This window comes from Pilosibacter sp. NGB245 (genome assembly GCF_057397225.1).
In genome coordinates this window covers 1,879,543-1,896,910 of sequence record NZ_CM171584.1, presented here as the reverse complement: position 1 = coordinate 1,896,910, position 17,368 = coordinate 1,879,543, and the positions used below count along the sequence as shown (strand labels likewise).

The window sequence follows — 17,368 nt, the reverse complement described above, 5'->3', positions numbered from 1 at the left end:
AGGTTTTATCATGTCAATTGCAGAGAATATAAAAAATGTGAGAGAACGCGTGAATGCGGCCTGCCTTCGTGCGGGAAGAGACCCGAAGGAAGTTACCCTGATCTCCGTCAGCAAGACGAAGCCGGTTTCCATGCTGATGGAAGCTTATGAGGCCGGGGAGCGTGATTTCGGTGAAAACAAGGTGCAGGAGATCACGGAAAAACGTCCGCAGATCCCGGAGGATGCGAGATTCCATATGATCGGACATCTCCAGACAAACAAGGTCGGACAGGTCATCGATAAGGCGGTCCTGATCCACTCCTGTGACAGCGTCCATCTCGCAGAGAAGATCGAGAAGGAAGCGGCGAAGCGTGATATGATCGCAAACGTGCTCCTCGAGGTCAACGTAGCGAGGGAGGAGAGCAAATTCGGCATGTTCTTAGAGGATGTGATCCCGAACCTGAAAGAGATCCAGGCATTCCCGCATGTCTGCGTAAAGGGGATGATGACGATCGCTCCAAACGTCGAAGACGCGGAAGAAAATCGAAAATATTTTAAAGAATTATATCAATTATATGTTGACATCAAAAGTAAAAACATTGATAATGGTACTATGACTGCGCTTTCCATGGGTATGACCGGCGACTTCGAGGTGGCTGTTGAGGAAGGTGCAACCATGATTAGAGTAGGGACCGGAATCTTTGGTTCCAGATAGATTGGAGAGAACTAGATATGAGCTTTTTAGGCAAGATTATGGATACGATGCGTCTGAACGACGATGAAGATGACGATTACTTCTTAGATGACGATTATGAGGATGAAAAACCGGCACGAAAGAGCCTTTTTAAGAAACAGGCAGCCGATGATCTGGATGATTATGAGGAGGAGAAACCGAGATTCTTACCTCGCGCCACAAACAACAATAAAGTCGTTCCGATGCGCCGCGGAAACGGGATGGAGGTTTCTCTGATCAAACCGACATCCCTGGATGACGCAAAGGAGATCTGCGATTATCTGCTTGCCGGAAAGGCAGTAGTCCTTAACATGGAGGGGATTCACACCGAGACCGCACAGCGGATCATCGATTTCACATCCGGATCCACCTATTCCATGAACGGAAATCTCCAGAAGATTTCCAATTACATTTTTATTGCGACCCCGCAGTCCGTTGAACTGTCCGGTGACTTCCAGGATCTTCTTTCCGGAGGAAACTTAGACGTATCCGGACTCAACATTCATCTGTAAAAAGGATCGATATGGAAAAGGAAGAACAGCTTTTTAAAAAGCGGATCCAGGAACTGGCGCAGAACGCTTACTCCCGCGATATCCCGCTTCACACAGATTTTCTGACACTTGCAGAACAGACTGTCTTCCAGAATATGTCGGCTACGCTGCCGCCGGTGAAGTTCGTACTTTCCGGCGGCTTTCCGATGTCTGAACGGAAGGTTTTATGTTTTCTGGCGTCCTACGAGGAGGAACTCTACGCTCCGCCGTTTGTGTGTTTAAAGATCGCGCCCGCGAACCGGCGTTTTGCGGAGGAGCTGACACACAGGGATTATCTCGGTGCGATCATGAATCTCGGCATCGAGCGGTCCATGATCGGAGATATTGTTCTGCAGGAGGGGAATGCCTGGGCTTTTGTCATGGAAAAGATGAGCAGATACCTTGCGGAGAACCTCACGATGATCCGGCACACTTCTGTTATCACAGAGATCACGTCGGATTTTTCGGATCTCCCGGAACCGGAGACGGAGGAGGTTTCCGGAACGGTGAGCTCGGTCCGCCTGGACTCGGTCGTCGCACTGTGCGCGAGACTTTCCAGGACAAAGGCAGCAGTCTATATTGAAGGTGAGAAGGTTTCCGTAAACGGAGCTGTCTGCACAAATGTATCGTTAAACCTGCGGGGCGGAGAGATCCTGTCAATCCGCGGGATCGGAAAATTCCGGTTCGGAGAGCCGGGAAATCTTACGAAAAAGGGGCGTACATCCGTCGTGGTGTACCGCTACAAATAGGAGGTTATCCTTATGATCAAAGAACATGTAAACCGGATCCCGGTCCACATGGATGGGAAGACTATTTATGATATTGTCCTGGAGGACTCGTTTGATTCACTTGCAAAGGAGATCTCCGTTCTCGGCACCGAAAAGAAGAAGATCTGCATCATCGCGGATTCCAATGTCGCTGACATCTATCTCGATGAGGTGACAAGGATCCTCTTCGGCTGCTGCCGCGAGGTCACTTCCTATGTGTTCCCGGCAGGGGAAGAGAACAAGAATTTAAAGACGGTCCAGGGAGCTTACGAACATCTGATCTTAAACCACTATGACCGGAAAGATCTTCTCGTCGCACTGGGCGGCGGCGTTACGGGCGATCTCTGCGGCTTTGTCGCAGCTACCTATCTCCGCGGCGTTGATTTTGTCCAGATCCCGACAACCCTGTTATCCCAGGTGGACTCCGGGATCGGCGGAAAGACGGGGGTTGATTTTGATTCCTACAAAAATATGGTCGGCGCCTTCCATATGCCGAAACTTGTATACACGAACGTGTCCGTTCTTCGCACACTTCCGGACAACCAGTTTTCCGGCGGCATGGGAGAGGTCATCAAACACGGTCTGATCCGTGACCGGGAATACTTTGACTGGATCGCGGCCAACAAAGAAAAAATCCTCGCAAAGGATGCGGATACATTAAAACTTCTGATCCAGGGAAGCGATTTTATCAAACGTGAGGTCGTTGAGATCGATCCGACCGAGCAGAATGAGCGTGCGACCTTAAACTTTGGTCATACGCTGGGGCATGCCATCGAGAAATTAAAGAATTTTACGATGCTCCACGGTCACTGTGTTGCGGTCGGTGCCCTTGCAGCCATGAATATCTGTAAGGAGCGCGGTCTTGTGAACCAGGATGAGATCAATGCATACCGGGCACTGATGGAGTATTTCTCCATTCCGACATCTGTTTCCGGTCTCGATCCGGAGGAAGTGATCGCGGCGACGAAAAATGATAAAAAGATGGAGGCCGGCGTGATCAAGTTCATCCTTCTGGACCGTGTGGGACATGCCTACATCGACCGGACCGTCACAAAAGAGGAGATGGAGCGCGCCCTTGCAGCCATTTTCAGATAGGAGTGTTTTATGAATACGATCGGAAAACGCTACGGCATTCTTGCCGTTTGTTCTGCCCTGCTCATCGCCCTGGACCAGTGGGCGAAGAGTATGGCTTACAGCACGCTGCGCGTCAACGGACCGCTGGTGCTGATCAAGGGAGTCTTTGAGCTTTTATACTCGGAAAACCGGGGAGCGGCTTTCGGGATCCTCCAGGGAAAACAGTGGTTTTTCTTCCTGGTGGCTGCGGCCGTTGTGATCGCGGTCCTTGTCTTTGTGGCAAAACTTCCGTCCGGAAGCCGGTACCTGCCTCTTTATATCGCCATGATCCTTCTCCTTTCCGGAGCTGTCGGAAACCTGATCGACCGTGCGGTACGGGGGTTCGTGGTGGATTTCTTCTATTTTAGCCTCATCGACTTCCCGATTTTTAACGTGGCGGACTGCTACGTGGTCTGCGCGGCCGGACTTCTGATCCTGCTGATCGGCTTTTTCTACAAGGAGGATGAGCTTTCCTTCCTCTCATCAAATAAGGAGAATGAGCAGTGAGAGAAGAATGTTTTGTGACCGAGGAGACGGCTGGAGACCGGATCGACAAGTTCCTTGCGGAACAGTATGAAGATCTGTCGCGCTCGTTTTTGCAGAAGCTGTTAAAATCCGGGGAAGTCATGGTAAACGGGCGCCCGGTGAAGGCGAGCTACAAGGCGGCAGAGGGGGATACGATCTCCTTCGAGGTGCCGGAGGCTGTGGAGCCAGAGATCGTTCCGGAGGATATCCCGCTCGATATCTTATATGAGGATCACGATGTGATCCTGGTGAACAAGCCGAAGGGCATGGTGGTCCATCCGGCAGCAGGACATTACACAGGGACTCTGGTGAATGCGCTGATGTACCATTGTAAGGAAGATCTCTCAGGGATCAACGGGGTTCTGCGCCCGGGGATCGTCCACCGGATCGATATGGACACGACCGGCGTCATCATCGCCTGCAAGAATGATCTCGCCCACAATTCCATCGCAGCACAGCTGAAAGAACATTCGATCACCCGCCGCTACCAGGCGATCGTTCACGGCGTTTTAAAGGACGATGAGGGCGTGATCGACGCGCCGATCGGAAGAAGTCCGAAAGACCGGAAGAAGATGGCGATCAATTACAATAACGGAAAATCCGCGGTGACCCATTACCGGGTGATCGCGAGATTCAAGGATTTCACCCATATCGAGTGCCGCCTGGAAACGGGGAGAACGCACCAGATCCGTGTCCACATGGCGAGCATTGGACATCCGCTCTTGGGGGATGCCGTCTATGGCCCGGCAAAATGTCCGTATAAGCTCCAGGGGCAGACACTGCACGCAGGGATTTTAGGGTTCGTTCATCCGCGGATTGGGGAATATATGGAGTTTTCGGCGCCGCTGCCGGAGTATTTTGAGGAGCTTTTAAGAAAATTGCCGGGATAATTTTTCCCGGCTTTTTTTATTCTGCTTTATGCATATACTGATACAAAAATTCAGAAAATTTATGGAATAACTCTTGCATATCGCCTATATTTTTTGTATAATATAGCTATCGGAAAGCTTGATGACAGAAAGGAGCTGTGGCATATGAGTGATAACCTTATTATTACAATCGGAAGAGAATGCGGAAGCGGAGAAAGACATATCGGGCAGGCGTTAGCAGAAAAACTCGGTATAAAATGTTATGACAAAGAGCTCCTGAATCTGGCTGCAAAAGAGAGCGGTCTCTGCAAAGAGCTGTTTGAGACCCATGACGAGAAACCGACGAGCAGTTTCTTATATTCTCTGGTAATGGATACGTATTCCCTTGGATATACGAACTCTGCATATATGGATATGCCGATCAACCATAAGATCTTCCTTGCGCAGTTTGATACGATCAAAAATCTTGCGGATAAAGAATCCTGCGTAATTATCGGACGCTGCGCTGACTACGCGCTGGCGGATTACCCGAATGTGGTATCGGTATTTATCACCGCCGATGAGGATGTGAAGATCAAGACTTTGATGGAGCGCCATAAGATCACGGAATCTCAGGCGAAGGATCTCATGATCAAGACCGATAAAAAGCGTTCCAGTTACTATAACTATTATTCCAGCAAGCGCTGGGGCGATTCCAAGAGCTATGATCTCTGCATGAACAGCAGCAAGATCGGATATGACGGAGTTGTGAAGATGATCCAGGAATTTGCGAAGATCAAGGGCGCTTATAAGAAATAGTGGTTCTGACGGAAGCCATCCGGCGAACGTACAGAAGGATCAGAATGGATAAAAAAGAAGAATAAAGCGTAAAAAACCACCGGTCCGGGCGAGGATGTATCTGCCTGAACCGGTGGTTTTTTGTATAAACTTGTTTTATTTATTCCACCGTCACGGATTTTGCCAGGTTTCTCGGCTGGTCCACATCAAGACCTTTCTGGACGGAAGCGTAGTAGGCGATGAGCTGAAGGACAACGGCGATTGGGAACACGGTGAATTTGTCATCTTCCCTTGGAATGCGGATGATCACGTCTGCAATGCCCTCGTCGACAGCGGTATCTTCCGTGACGAGGAGGATCACATAAGCACCTCGCGCTTTCACCTCGCGGATATTCGAGATTGTCTTTGCGAAAATATGCTTCTGGGTCGCGATCGCGATGACCGGAACATGGTCTGTGATCAGAGCGATGGTTCCGTGCTTCAACTCACCGGCTGCGTAAGCCTCCGCATGAATGTAGGAGATCTCTTTCAGCTTTAACGCGCCCTCCAGGGAGAATGCGTAGTCCATTCCGCGGCCGATAAAGAAGACATCCGGGTAGTTTACGATATGGGTGACGATCTCATTGATCGTATTTTCCTCCCGGATCATGGTCTCCATGGAGGTGGCACAGTTTAAGAGGTCACTCATGAACTGCTCTGCATGTTCTTCCGTGTATACGCCGCGTATAAGCGCCATACGGCAGAAAAGAAGATAGAGGGCGGCAATCTGTACCGTGTAGGCTTTCGTGCTCGCCACGGCGATCTCAGGGCCTCCATGCGTGTAGATCACATAGTCGCTTTCGCGGGCGATCGTGGAACCTTTTACATTTACAACCGAGATCACGGTGGAGCCGCATTCTCTCGCGAGGCGCAGCGCCGCCAGGGTATCGATCGTCTCGCCGGACTGGGAGATCACGATCGTGAGCGTGGAGTCATCGATCAGCGGCTCCTCATAGCGGAACTCGGAGGCGATGGACACTGTGACCGGGATCCTGAGACGTGGCTCGATCAGGGCTCTTGCGACCATCCCGGCGTGCATGGCAGTTCCGCAGGCGATGACGCGGATATTTGTGATCCGTTTTAAGAGCTCATCCGGGATCTTCTCGTCGGTGAGATCCGGGAGACCTTTTGTGAGACGCGGCAGGATCGTTTTCTTTAACACTTCCGGCTGCTCGTGGATCTCCTTCATCATAAAGTGAGGGAACCCGTTTTTCATGGCAGCGTCCGTGTTCCAGGATGCCTCCAGGATCTCAGGCTCAGTCTTTGTGCCGTCAAGCTCGTAGAGATCAGCGTGGTAGGCGGTGAGCTGTACGAGCTTTCCTTCCGGAACAACGAAGTATTTCTTTGAGTACGGGAGAAGTGCGGTCAGGTCGGAGGCGATCATGGCGCCTGAAGCCGTGTAAGCCGCTACGAGCGGACTTACGTTTCTCACCGCATAGATCTCGCCGGGACGGTCTTCAAACATGATACAGAAGGCGTAGGAGCCTTCCAGCTGGTTTAAAAATTTCCGGATCGACGGGATCGGGTCACCGTTGTAGATCTCGTTTAAGGTTGCTGCGGCAACTTCCGTGTCCGTCTGGGAGTGAAGTTTTCCTTCCAGGTGGTATTTTTCCGTCAGGGCGTGATAGTTTTCTATGATGCCGTTATGGATCATCGTCACCTTCCCTGCAACATGCGGATGGGCGTTTTCACTGGTGACGCCGCCGTGCGTTGCCCAGCGGGTATGACCGATCCCGCAGTGAGACACGACCGGATTTTCCTCGCACACCTTGCGGAGAGCGGCAACTTTTCCGACTTTTTTGATAAAATGGATCTTTGAGTTCTCATCAAACAGGGCGATCCCGGCGCTGTCATAACCACGGTATTCGAGCTGGGTAAGGCCGTCTAGCAATATTGTCTGCGCATCTAAAGGACCGCAGTATCCGATAATTCCACACATATATATCATCTCCATTTCCTGATGGTTGAACCGGTATTGGCAGAATCCTGTTACCGTGCACGGATCATGTGTGCCCGTATGCGGTAAATTTATTCAAATGAATTTGCTAGGATTATAATAGTAAATGTCCGGAAAGTCAATCGGTGACTGACTTTAATGTCTTTGAGAAAGGAGTGTGACCGTGACGGATACGCCGGTATATGCAAAAAAATGGCAGGTCGCTGCCCGTTTAACTACGGCCGGATCAACGGCTCACATAGCGGCTGCAGAAACCTGCCCGGACACTGTCCCGTTCTACTACGGAAAAGCAAGAGCTTCATCACATAGCGGCCACAATGTCCTTATATTGTTCAGTATATGGGAAAAGATGAAGAATGTCAACAAGGACCGGATCGTGCCATATATTTGCCGAAAAAAATGCCGGAATTCCGGGGCTGTAAGAACCTGCTGATTTTGGAAAATTAAAAAAATCTTAAACAATTTTCCTTCCTCTATATGTTATACTTACACCGTTATATTTACATAATGCAGGAGATGTACGCTCGAAAATGAAGTTCAAAGACCATTTAGATTTTCATAAATTACCTTTCGATAAAGAAAAGATCCGTGAACAGGTCGAAAAGATCGCGGCGGACTGTATGCGCTGGGTGACGCGCAGACAGAATGCAAGACCGCTTCTGGCGATGGCTTTGTGCACCTGTATCGCGTTTTCCGCGATGGTGCCATATATTCCGGTGGCCGCCCCGGCTGAGATCAGTACAGAGAGGATCACAGAACCGGAGACCTTTGATATCCTCGAGGATCCGACGGAGAGAGAGACTGAGGAGACCACAGCGGAGATCGACCCGGATGCTCCGGCCCCGTATAAATTAAATCTCGCAAATATGTACGCAGAGGGATCGGAGACAAGCTATGCGGAGATCCTGATGAAGGAGCTGATCCAGAAGGATTCCAAATGGTTTGCTGCGATCTACGATATGGCAAATACGGCACCGGTAAAGCTGGCGCCTGCCTTTGGACGCAAGGCATCCTCCGTTCTCGGACAGTACAATCCGACATCAAAGACCCAGAATAAAAATGATCCGTCCACCTGGTATGTGGAACATTTTAAGAATGTAAAGATCACGTTCTACAACGGAGACGGAGAGGTCACATCCGCGGTCTCCAATGCCCAGGACATTCTTTCCATGGCGAGTGTATATGCTTATTACAATGGGATCACGGACCTTGATTCGATCCGTGCCTACGTCAATGATCTCTGGACAAAATCACATTCCTACCAGGCAGTTTTGGGAAACGTCTACTACTGTGATGGCTGTGTGGATCCGAACGCGTCCGCGGAAGAGGGAGATTCTGAGCTGGAAGGAGAGGATACATTCGTATCCGGGCGGAATATCGATACCGAGATCCGGACAGATGTGGGAGATGAGGTCATCGACCAAGCCGGAGACACGGTTTCCGTGAACGGGGAGAGCTACAGCGGCAGCTCTTCGTCCGCCTCCTCCGCGCAGGGGGCGTCGGAAGGCACTACAACGGCAGCTGAGACAACAACGGTACCGCCGTCAGCTGCAAACCACACAGAAGGAGCTGAGACAAAGGAGTCGACCACGAGTGCCCTGGATTCCCTGGCTGAGACAGCGGAGAGCGTGATCCAGGAGACGAAGAAGAAGACGACGATCGTCCGTGTGGAAGATTCCACTACAGCGGCTGAGACGACAAAAGCTCCGGAGACAACACCGCAGACAGCGGCACCTTCGGCGCAGGCGGAGACAGCGCCGCAGACAACAGCACCTTCTTCTGAGGCAGCGGAAGAGACCACGGTAAAGGTCATCCGTGTCAGTGACAACGGAGATTCCGATGCAAGCTCCGATTATATCGTCCATGCGGCCGCGGAAACTGCAGCACCTGCGGAGATAACAGCATCCGCGGAAAGTGAGGAGCCGGAAACCGATCCGGAGCTCATCCCTGTTTCTGATGAACAAGCTGAAACAGTGGAGCAGTACACCGTCCATGCGGCCGCCTCCCATGCGCTGATCTGCCCGGGACATGTCGATCTTAAGATCACAGCGATCATCCGGACCCTCAGCGAGAGCGCAAACCTTTACAGCATCGATGATGCGGGAAATGCGGTGGGAGAGACTGCATCAGTAACCGCAGACGGAACCGGCTGGGAAGGCTGGAACCGCAGAATGACTTCTTTCGTAAGCCATATCAACCGTCAGGACTGGACAGCAACTTACGGATTAAACGTAGTCGTGGAGGGAACGAGAGCGCCGCTTTCCACTGCTGAGATCGACACCTACATGGGCAAACTTCCGAAAGATCTGTCGGAGACGAGAAAGGACATTATCCGGTATGCACTCCAGTCTGTCGGAAAAGTCCCGTATTACTGGGGCGGAAAAGCCAGCGCCCAGAATTACACCGGCAACAATTTCGGTTCTGTCACGATCCCGGACCACAAGGGACGTATCTTAAAGGGACTCGACTGCTCCGGATGGGTCAACTGGGTATACTGGTCCGTCACAGGAACGCATCTGCCGTATGAGGGCACAGAGGGCTTAAGGACTCTTGGACGGCAGGTAAAACGTCAGGATTTGAAGCCGGGCGATATTGTGGTAATCACGGGATCCACACCGCATGTTATCATGTTCCTCGGATTTACCTCAAACGGACAGATCCAGTGTGTCCATGAGACGGGTTCCGCGAACAATGTCACAATTGGCGTGATGAACGCGAACTGGCCGTATTATAGAAATCTGCTGGATTAATGGAATGTAGTTCTGGGAATTAACCGATTTGTCTGGTTCTGGGGACTAAAAAGTAATTTTAAATAATTTGATCTGTATGAAATTGATTTGATGATTGTGATGAACATTTTTATACGGATCATGTGCAGCACCTTCTTTACAGCACATCAGGGGTCTAGAAAGACTGGAATGCGGCTGGAGAGAAGGTGCTTGCTTTATTTAGATTTAGTGTGCTGAATAAATGAATGATAGATATATTATGGCATTTTTTGTTTTGAAAGCCGGAATATTGACATTGGGGATGGAATAGAGTATGATATGGTTAGATTTCTAACTATTCGTGAAAGAACAGTTTATCGAATAGTTATGGTGAAATTCCGGTGATTTACCATGTTTTCCATGAAATGAGGTTTTCTAATGAAATTACAAAGACTTTTAAGCCTGGTTCGTCAGGCTGTTGATGATTATACTCTCATCGATGATCAGGACCATATTGCTGTCGGTGTCTCCGGCGGTAAGGACAGTCTGGCTCTTCTCTATGCGCTCCATGAACTGCAGCGCTTTTACCCGAAACATTTTACGCTTCATGCATTCACAGTCGATCTCGGATTCGGAATTCAGGATTTCAGCGGCATAAAGGCCTTTTGCGAAGGCTTTCAGGTACCGCTCACGATAATCCCCACCGAGATCGGGAAAATCGTTTTTGAGACCCGTAAAGAGTCCAATCCATGCTCTCTGTGTGCGAAAATGCGCAAAGGAGCCCTAAACCTTGAGGCAAAGGCCGCCGGATGCAATAAGATCGCTTACGCGCATCATAAGGATGATATTATTGAGACGATGCTGTTGTCTTTAATGTTCGAAGGACGTTTTTATACATTCCCGCCAAAGACATTTTTGGACCGCACAGAGCTCACAGTGATCCGCCCTCTCATGTATGTCTCTGAAGCGGATGTGATCGGATTTAAGAATAAGTATAATCTTCCTGTGTGCAAAAATCCATGCCCCGCGGATGGACATACAAAACGCGAATATGTTAAAAATTTAACCAAGCAGTTAAATAGAGAAAATCCGGGAATTAAGGAACGGCTGTTTCATGCGGTGACATCTGGAAATATTGAAGGCTGGAATTCTGGGAATATCGGAATGGCTGGAACATCTGAGGAAGTGGCTGATAAAACCTGTCGATCAGAGACATCTGTGAAAATGCAGAGCGATCAGACCGGTGCGGAAGAACAACTTTCCGAATCACATAATTGCCATGAAAATGACCGTGAAAGCAAGAATAAAAAGGAGGAATTCTGATGGCCACACTCTCCTACCATGAACAGAAGGATATTGAAAATATCAAGAAACTTCGGGAACTGCAGAAGGAACTCCCTTCTTTCTGTTCCGATTTTTTCCGCGGAATCGAGACAAGCACGTCCACAAGAACCAGGATTGCCTACGCATATGATCTGAAAATATTTTTTCAGTTCTTAAAGACCGCCAATCCCGGCACCTTTGACAATCCGTCCCATACTCTCACACCGTCTGATCTTGAAAAGCTGACGGTGACAGATCTGGAGGAATATATTGATTATCTGAAATGTCATCCGAGTGATACAAATGAAGATGTTATAAATACAGAACGTGGACTCATGCGGAAGGTCTCTTCTCTCCGCAGCTTCTACAGCTATTTCTTCCGAAATGAGCGGATCGAGAAGAACCCCGCCGCCCTCGTGCGCATGCCGAAGCTCCACGAAAAGGAAATTATCCGTCTGGAGATCGATGAGGTGGCAAAGCTCCTCGATGAAGTTGAGGAAGGTGATAAACTGACCGAGAAACAGAAACTTTACCATGAGCGAACAAAAGTTCGAGACCTTGCAATGATGTCACTCCTCCTCGGAACCGGTATCCGTGTTTCTGAATGCGTTGGATTAAATATCAATGATATCGACCTTGATACCTGCGGTGCCAGAGTTTACCGGAAAGGCGGAAAGGAATCCGTGATCTACTTCAGCGATGAAGTCCGTGATGTGCTGGAAAACTACCTTGATGAGCGGGAAATGATCGATGCCGTTCCAGGAAATGAGGATGCCCTCTTCCTCTCCATGCAGCGAAAACGGATCAATGTGCGCAGCGTGGAAAATCTCGTAAAAAAATACGCGAAACTTGTCACACCGCTGAAAAAGATCACTCCACACAAGCTCCGCAGCACCTACGGTACAAGCCTTTACCGGGAAACCGGCGATATCTACCTCGTCGCCTCCGTCTTAGGCCATAATGATGTCAATACGACCAGAAAACATTATGCGGCTCAGGAGGAAGAACGCAGACGGTCGGCGCGGAATGTTGTAAGACTGCGTGAAAGCTAAAAAAATTTTTCGATGAAAAAGACTAATTTCTTTCACACTATCACCTCCCGAATCACACGCGCTCAAATGACAGATATCTCGTTCCCTGAAACGTAAGTTTCCCAATGTCGCCTTCCGCCAGCATTCCATATTCTCTGCCAGAAACCGGCAATTCCATCCGGTCACCGCTCTCTACCTGAAACGTGACATAGTAGCTGGTACTTGAAGTCGAATGGTAGCCATGCGTTCCTGACAGGTCACCCGCATTTGCATGGCTATGATGTGTGATATTTTCACGCTTTGCGACGATGGTTGCACTCACCGACAAACGCGGTGACTGATTGTTTTTATGCCATGTTCCGATTCCTGTCACAAACTGGAAGATGATCATGCCAAAAACCATTACGAAGATAATCGGAAACATAAACTCAAACAGCATAAACAATATAGCTCACCTCTTCTTCATCTTTCGTCCAATGATTATACTCTGAGCACAAAATATACGACAATCACGAAAAGCGAGGCAGCGATATACAGTAATGCTTCTGTATACCACGGTGCAGAATACGATTCGTATAGTTTCGGAAAGCGCTTATACCCATAGAAATCCATACCCGTTTTAATCGCAATCATGTAGAAACTTGCATAGATAATATATTTTAATAAATCGTATAGTTTATTCATGCCATCGCCTCCGCGATATTCTGTTTTAACCTTTTGGCCTCGGCAAACTGGAAGTTATCGAAGAGCATCCCTTAATTGCAACAAGCTACTACGGATACTTTCTCCAGCTCCACCAATAGCCTGCGCTATAATGATTGCGGCAACTATAATTGCCACTGCGACAATAATTTTTCCAATCAAATATTGATATTCTTTCATTTTGATTACCTCCATCTACAAGTATCGATTTTCTCAATTCTCAAAACAGGGAGTTGTCAGTCCTTCTTGTTCTTTTCAATAGCATTAATAGTGCAAGCAAAACCTGTAATCATTGAAAGTAGTATTGCTCCACCCATTGCTTCGTTCATTCCAGCACCAAAGAAAAAACCGACCAACGCTGCAATTACCATTAGAATGATTGAAATGATTACTCTCATAATATATGCCTCCATAAATTTGAAATTTATCGCAACATTTCATTCTTGGATTATACTCGCTTATAGATAATTGGTTCATCATATCCAAAAGTTTTCTTTCCATTAACTTCCATGCTTTCAGATACCTCCAGACAACTATCAGAAAACTTTTCCCAAAGCTTAAATGTCATTACCTGTGAAAACTGGCTTGTACTGCCTCCTTCCCAGATTCCATCTTTTTCATGATAGAGCGCCGGAGTGAATTTTTCAGATTTTTTCAATTCAGTGTAGTCAGCATTTTTCATAGAATCATATGAAAACGTACTTTTATCTTCTCCTTCTGGTATTTCATAAGAATACAACACAATTCCGTCTTCTTTCTCTGTAATAAGGAAAAGATGTGGGGAAGCATGGCGTTTACCATTTGTCTCATAGTAGCTTTCTTCAACAACAAATTTACCATTAAAATCTTTAGGAAGGTTTAAAATTTTCTCATTACAGATTGTATTAATGTGTTCTGCATAAGGATATGTTTTCCCTTCTCTCTGCATATTATCAAACTGCTCTTTGTTATTAAAGTGTCCCGTCATCATATTAATAAAATTATCGAGCTTCATCATGCTTTTTACCTCCAAATTCCGACTTGTTACTCACATGATATCATATTTTTTCTTCAATTACATCCACCAAATTTTAGTACACTGCCATTCGGCTTGCTTCTGTAACCATACGCTTGACAGTTTGAAAAGGAATATGAACATTACGCTTATCACGCTGGAACGTATTTGTAAGTATCCGGACTGTACGCCCAATGATGTAATAAAATTCACAGAATGGAACTGTAGGCCACCTTTTCCTTTTGGATGGGGCGGTCTGCAGTATTTCTATACGGATTTCCCTTATGTTTTGATTAAGAATGCCCTCTCAATGTATGGAAGGCCGGTTCAATTATATGTGTCTATTTTAATTCTGGAAACAGTTTCTCCAATTCTTCATGCAACCTCCCATTCCTTAATGGTTTGCCGCAGCGTTTCGATGGTCTGTGTTTTCTGCTCATTTTCCATTAATAGAACCGTTTATAACAACATATCTTTCACGCATTTACTCCGATAGTCACTCGGCGATATTTTGTATCTTTCTTTAAATGTTCGGTTAAACGTTCTTTGACTTTCAAATCCACTATCCAGACAAATATTTGTAATAGAATCCCTCGTATTTTCCAGACGATAACATGCGTAGTTTAACCTTGCATCATTAAGATATTGATTGAAATTTCTATGGAATATTTGAGAAAAAAGCCTAGATAAGACATATTTGCTTACCCCCAGATCTTTTGCCATCTCTTCCAGCGAAAACTTTTTTTTGAAATTTGCTGATATATATGAAACCGTCTGGTAAATCAGATCCCTGCTTCCCACATTACTCTTTTCTACCAAATTCAATTTTCCCATGCAACGTGCTAACACAATCTGAAGATATGCCTGTGCAACAGTTATATCTGGCTGTTCTGTCTCTAAAATTGCATTTATAACTCTATATACCTCTTGTTCAACCTTTTCCGCTCTGATAATCGGATATTCGGGAGCCATGGATTGCATGATATCTGCAAATTTACTAATCACAAATGGCGATGCAATCAGATAAATGGCCTTATTTACACCGGGTGTCAGTACCTGATAGTGATGAATGATATCTGGAAATACAAATCCAATATCTCCTTTTTCCATATGGTAAAGTTCCTGTCCGACACCAAGCTCTAATGCTCCATTTGTTACACATACAATCTCCAGTGCATTATGAAGATGAGGTTCAATATGTTTTGACTTTTTATTGACCGCTATAATTTCCTCTTTTGTGTCAACATATTTTAACTGCATGAAATACTCTCCTTTGCAACATTTGTCTATATCTTCTTTCGATTTGGCAAGCAATCCTTTTTTATCTATCCTATAATCGACTTGTAAACAAGGAAAGGAGGAATTGCAAATGAGCAACCTTAAAAAATACCTGAATGACCTTTTACTATTCTACACAGAATATTTTGCGCATCCATACCATGTATAAATACTAAACAGACTGTTTTGTGAAAACTGAATATTTTGCTTAAGACCATTCGGATGATTTCTATGCCATTTCCATGCAGTTGTAATAATCGTCTCAAGATCATCAAATTTAGGATTCCATCCAAGAATCTTTACCGTAAATCCGACTCCATTACCCAAATTAAAAATATTACTTTCATTTCCGTTTCTTAAATATTCCATGGCAAGAATATAAGCCTGTGCAAGGTCATTCACATGGATGTAATCCCTTACGCATGTACCATCGTTTTTCTCCTGCGGCAATCAACTCATACACAGTGTGAGAACCAATATAACCAGCTCCGCCTAATACCAAAATACTGCTCATAGATCATTTCTCCTTTTCTTTTTTTGATTAGTCCTGAAAATATTTATATAGAAAAAGCATTGCCTCATTGAACAATGTTCAAACAATGCTTTTTCCCTGTCAAATGCTAATTTATGTCTGATGCATCTGTTATTTCATCTGCAGCAATTCTTTTTTCTGCTTTCAGTTTCTTGTTTGCACCTTCTACATTCATTCTTGAAAGTGCAAACATAATCAATACATCAAAGATTAACGGAAGCCAAAGATACATGAACTGCATCATATCAAGTGCAGACTGTGGCTGAGTTGCATTTTTTCCGACATATCCACTGAGCTCAAGCATCCATCCAACAACAGCGGTTCCAATACCGCCACCAATCTTTACGCCTAGAGACGTACAAGAGTACATAGTTCCGTCAATTCTCTTTCCCTGTGTAAGATAAGTGTATTCAGAGCAGGAAGCAATGACCGCATTCATATCTCCCTGCCATGGTCCCTGTCCTAATGCTGCAAGAGCTGTAAACGCCATCATAAGCGGAATATTGCCCATATATCCGGCAACAACAACGAGTGCTCTACCAATGACTGCTAAAACATAACCTCTCAAGTTCAGTTTATACATACCCTTCCACTTACCAACTAATGTCGGTGTGAAAATCAAGGCAATGATCAGTGGAATGTTTACCGCCCATGCAAACTGGCCAAACAAATTTTTATTTTTCAGCACCCAAGTCATATAATAGATCCCGGCTCCGATCATGGCACCGTATAACTGCTGTAAAATATATGTTCCACAAATCATCATGTAATATTTGTTTCTAACAAGAAGCTTGAATGCCTGTACCATTCCATACTTTTCATTATCATTCTTTACTTCTCCTTCATTAAGTTCCTCCTCCGGAAGTTCCTTAACAGAAAGTGCTGAAATCGTATTTACGACCAGACCAATGATTGCATAGATAATAGCAACCGTTCTCCATGCCGCAGCATCTCTACCGCATTTATCTACAAATCCAACTGTAATCGCCTGAATCAGAAGACTTGTTGAAAATGCAAAAATAAAACGGTAAGATCCCATCTGTACACGCTCTTTGCTGTTCTTTGTAATCAGTGACGTAAGTGCTGAGTACGCAATATTGTTTGCTGTATAAAACACACCATTTAACAGTGTATAAGAGATAAAGAACCATGCATATTTAGCAGTCGTCCCCAAGCTGACTGGTACCGCAAAACAGCAGACTAATGTAATGGCACAGCCAATATATCCATACAGCATCCAAGGCTTTGCTTTTCCCATTTTACTGTGTGTTTTGTCAATCATTGATCCAAAAAATATATCCGTGAAACCATCAAATAGTTTTGATACGGCAATCAGGGTACCTACGACACCTGCAGCAAGTCCTACTGAGTCTGTCAGATAGGGCATCATGAAGGATGTCAGGAACGCATAGACTACATTACCTGCAATATCACCCGAACCATATCCAATTTTGTTATACCATTTTAAATACTTTTTTTCTCCCATAGGACAACCATACTCTCCTTCCTTG

At 46.3% G+C, this 17,368-nt stretch carries 17 protein-coding genes and 1 pseudogene; 10 read left to right on the top strand and 8 right to left on the bottom strand.

Annotation, left to right across the window (positions count from 1 at the left end; translation table 11 throughout):
- The first annotated feature begins 10 nt into the window (after positions 1-10).
- From ACXMYH_RS08495 to ACXMYH_RS08465, 7 genes are all read left to right on the top strand, one after another.
- Entirely contained in the window at positions 11-694 is a 684-nt protein-coding gene (locus ACXMYH_RS08495; protein WP_118298033.1) for a YggS family pyridoxal phosphate-dependent enzyme, read from the top strand.
- Positions 695-711: 17 nt separating this feature from the next.
- On the top strand, positions 712-1,224 hold the full coding sequence (locus ACXMYH_RS08490) for a cell division protein SepF (RefSeq protein ID WP_118298034.1): 513 nt from the start codon (positions 712-714) through the stop codon (positions 1,222-1,224).
- 11 nt (positions 1,225-1,235) lie between these two features.
- Complete coding sequence (locus ACXMYH_RS08485; protein ID WP_118533035.1) at positions 1,236-1,991, top strand: YlmH family RNA-binding protein; 756 nt, start codon at positions 1,236-1,238, stop codon at positions 1,989-1,991.
- Positions 1,992-2,003: 12 nt separating this feature from the next.
- Positions 2,004-3,104, top strand: a complete 1,101-nt coding sequence (aroB, locus tag ACXMYH_RS08480; RefSeq protein WP_215702041.1) for a 3-dehydroquinate synthase — start codon at positions 2,004-2,006, stop codon at positions 3,102-3,104.
- Positions 3,105-3,113: 9 nt separating this feature from the next.
- Positions 3,114-3,629 (top strand): signal peptidase II, encoded by a 516-nt coding sequence (gene lspA / locus ACXMYH_RS08475; RefSeq protein WP_486554687.1) that lies wholly within the window; start codon positions 3,114-3,116, stop codon positions 3,627-3,629.
- Positions 3,626-4,537, top strand: coding sequence for an RluA family pseudouridine synthase (locus ACXMYH_RS08470; RefSeq protein WP_118533039.1), 912 nt, complete (start codon positions 3,626-3,628; stop codon positions 4,535-4,537). Before lspA ends, ACXMYH_RS08470 begins: the two co-directional genes overlap by 4 nt.
- A 144-nt stretch (positions 4,538-4,681) precedes the next feature.
- Positions 4,682-5,314 carry a cytidylate kinase-like family protein gene (locus tag ACXMYH_RS08465; protein WP_486554686.1) on the top strand — a complete coding sequence of 211 codons (633 nt, stop codon included), beginning with the start codon at positions 4,682-4,684 and terminating at the stop codon, positions 5,312-5,314.
- Between the two features lie 139 nt (positions 5,315-5,453).
- Here the strand turns inward: ACXMYH_RS08465 and glmS are convergent, their stop codons facing one another.
- Positions 5,454-7,271 carry a glutamine--fructose-6-phosphate transaminase (isomerizing) gene (gene glmS / locus ACXMYH_RS08460; RefSeq protein ID WP_486554685.1) on the bottom strand — a complete coding sequence of 606 codons (1,818 nt, stop codon included), beginning with the start codon at positions 7,269-7,271 and terminating at the stop codon, positions 5,454-5,456.
- Between the two features lie 548 nt (positions 7,272-7,819).
- On the opposite strand from glmS, the gene ACXMYH_RS08455 reads away from it, so the two are divergent.
- The 3 genes from ACXMYH_RS08455 to ACXMYH_RS08445 all read left to right on the top strand — a co-directional run bounded on the left by ACXMYH_RS08455 (position 7,820) and on the right by ACXMYH_RS08445 (position 12,372).
- Positions 7,820-10,039: a C40 family peptidase gene (locus tag ACXMYH_RS08455; protein WP_486554684.1), complete on the top strand. Its 2,220-nt coding sequence runs from the start codon at positions 7,820-7,822 to the stop codon at positions 10,037-10,039.
- A gap of 396 nt (positions 10,040-10,435) precedes the next feature.
- Positions 10,436-11,320 (top strand): tRNA lysidine(34) synthetase, encoded by an 885-nt coding sequence (locus tag ACXMYH_RS08450; protein ID WP_486554683.1) that lies wholly within the window; start codon positions 10,436-10,438, stop codon positions 11,318-11,320.
- Entirely contained in the window at positions 11,320-12,372 is a 1,053-nt protein-coding gene (locus ACXMYH_RS08445) for a tyrosine-type recombinase/integrase (RefSeq protein WP_118298042.1), read from the top strand. Before ACXMYH_RS08450 ends, ACXMYH_RS08445 begins: the two co-directional genes overlap by 1 nt.
- Before the next feature lie 52 nt (positions 12,373-12,424).
- On the opposite strand, the gene ACXMYH_RS08440 is transcribed toward ACXMYH_RS08445, so the two are convergent.
- The 7 genes and pseudogenes from ACXMYH_RS08440 to ACXMYH_RS08410 form a co-directional block, all read right to left on the bottom strand.
- Positions 12,425-12,790, bottom strand: a complete 366-nt coding sequence (locus tag ACXMYH_RS08440; protein ID WP_486554682.1) for a DUF2500 domain-containing protein — start codon at positions 12,788-12,790, stop codon at positions 12,425-12,427.
- 299 nt (positions 12,791-13,089) lie between these two features.
- Complete coding sequence (locus tag ACXMYH_RS08435) at positions 13,090-13,233, bottom strand: hypothetical protein (protein WP_015554546.1); 144 nt, start codon at positions 13,231-13,233, stop codon at positions 13,090-13,092.
- Positions 13,234-13,289: 56 nt separating this feature from the next.
- Complete coding sequence (locus ACXMYH_RS08430) at positions 13,290-13,451, bottom strand: hypothetical protein (protein ID WP_015554547.1); 162 nt, start codon at positions 13,449-13,451, stop codon at positions 13,290-13,292.
- Between the two features lie 50 nt (positions 13,452-13,501).
- On the bottom strand, positions 13,502-14,050 hold the full coding sequence (locus ACXMYH_RS08425) for a hypothetical protein (protein WP_486554681.1): 549 nt from the start codon (positions 14,048-14,050) through the stop codon (positions 13,502-13,504).
- Positions 14,051-14,506: 456 nt separating this feature from the next.
- Positions 14,507-15,307 (bottom strand): helix-turn-helix transcriptional regulator, encoded by an 801-nt coding sequence (locus tag ACXMYH_RS08420; protein WP_329752533.1) that lies wholly within the window; start codon positions 15,305-15,307, stop codon positions 14,507-14,509.
- Positions 15,308-15,457: 150 nt separating this feature from the next.
- Positions 15,458-15,757, bottom strand: a pseudogene (locus ACXMYH_RS08415) (NAD-dependent epimerase/dehydratase family protein); the annotation flags it as partial.
- Between the two features lie 188 nt (positions 15,758-15,945).
- Positions 15,946-17,343: an MFS transporter gene (locus ACXMYH_RS08410; RefSeq protein ID WP_486554680.1), complete on the bottom strand. Its 1,398-nt coding sequence runs from the start codon at positions 17,341-17,343 to the stop codon at positions 15,946-15,948.
- Positions 17,344-17,368 lie beyond the last annotated feature (25 nt).

Coding starts and splice junctions, on each gene's coding strand:
- ACXMYH_RS08495 (WP_118298033.1), top strand. CDS start 11: ATGTCAATTGCAGAGAATATAAAAAATGTGAGAGAACGCGTGAATGCG.
- ACXMYH_RS08490 (WP_118298034.1), top strand. CDS start 712: ATGAGCTTTTTAGGCAAGATTATGGATACGATGCGTCTGAACGACGAT.
- ACXMYH_RS08485 (WP_118533035.1), top strand. CDS start 1,236: ATGGAAAAGGAAGAACAGCTTTTTAAAAAGCGGATCCAGGAACTGGCG.
- aroB (WP_215702041.1), top strand. CDS start 2,004: ATGATCAAAGAACATGTAAACCGGATCCCGGTCCACATGGATGGGAAG.
- lspA (WP_486554687.1), top strand. CDS start 3,114: ATGAATACGATCGGAAAACGCTACGGCATTCTTGCCGTTTGTTCTGCC.
- ACXMYH_RS08465 (WP_486554686.1), top strand. CDS start 4,682: ATGAGTGATAACCTTATTATTACAATCGGAAGAGAATGCGGAAGCGGA.
- glmS (WP_486554685.1), bottom strand. CDS start 7,271: ATGTGTGGAATTATCGGATACTGCGGTCCTTTAGATGCGCAGACAATA.
- ACXMYH_RS08455 (WP_486554684.1), top strand. CDS start 7,820: ATGAAGTTCAAAGACCATTTAGATTTTCATAAATTACCTTTCGATAAA.
- ACXMYH_RS08450 (WP_486554683.1), top strand. CDS start 10,436: ATGAAATTACAAAGACTTTTAAGCCTGGTTCGTCAGGCTGTTGATGAT.
- ACXMYH_RS08445 (WP_118298042.1), top strand. CDS start 11,320: ATGGCCACACTCTCCTACCATGAACAGAAGGATATTGAAAATATCAAG.
- ACXMYH_RS08440 (WP_486554682.1), bottom strand. CDS start 12,790: ATGCTGTTTGAGTTTATGTTTCCGATTATCTTCGTAATGGTTTTTGGC.
- ACXMYH_RS08435 (WP_015554546.1), bottom strand. CDS start 13,233: ATGAAAGAATATCAATATTTGATTGGAAAAATTATTGTCGCAGTGGCA.
- ACXMYH_RS08430 (WP_015554547.1), bottom strand. CDS start 13,451: ATGAGAGTAATCATTTCAATCATTCTAATGGTAATTGCAGCGTTGGTC.
- ACXMYH_RS08425 (WP_486554681.1), bottom strand. CDS start 14,050: ATGATGAAGCTCGATAATTTTATTAATATGATGACGGGACACTTTAAT.
- ACXMYH_RS08420 (WP_329752533.1), bottom strand. CDS start 15,307: ATGCAGTTAAAATATGTTGACACAAAAGAGGAAATTATAGCGGTCAAT.
- ACXMYH_RS08410 (WP_486554680.1), bottom strand. CDS start 17,343: ATGGGAGAAAAAAAGTATTTAAAATGGTATAACAAAATTGGATATGGT.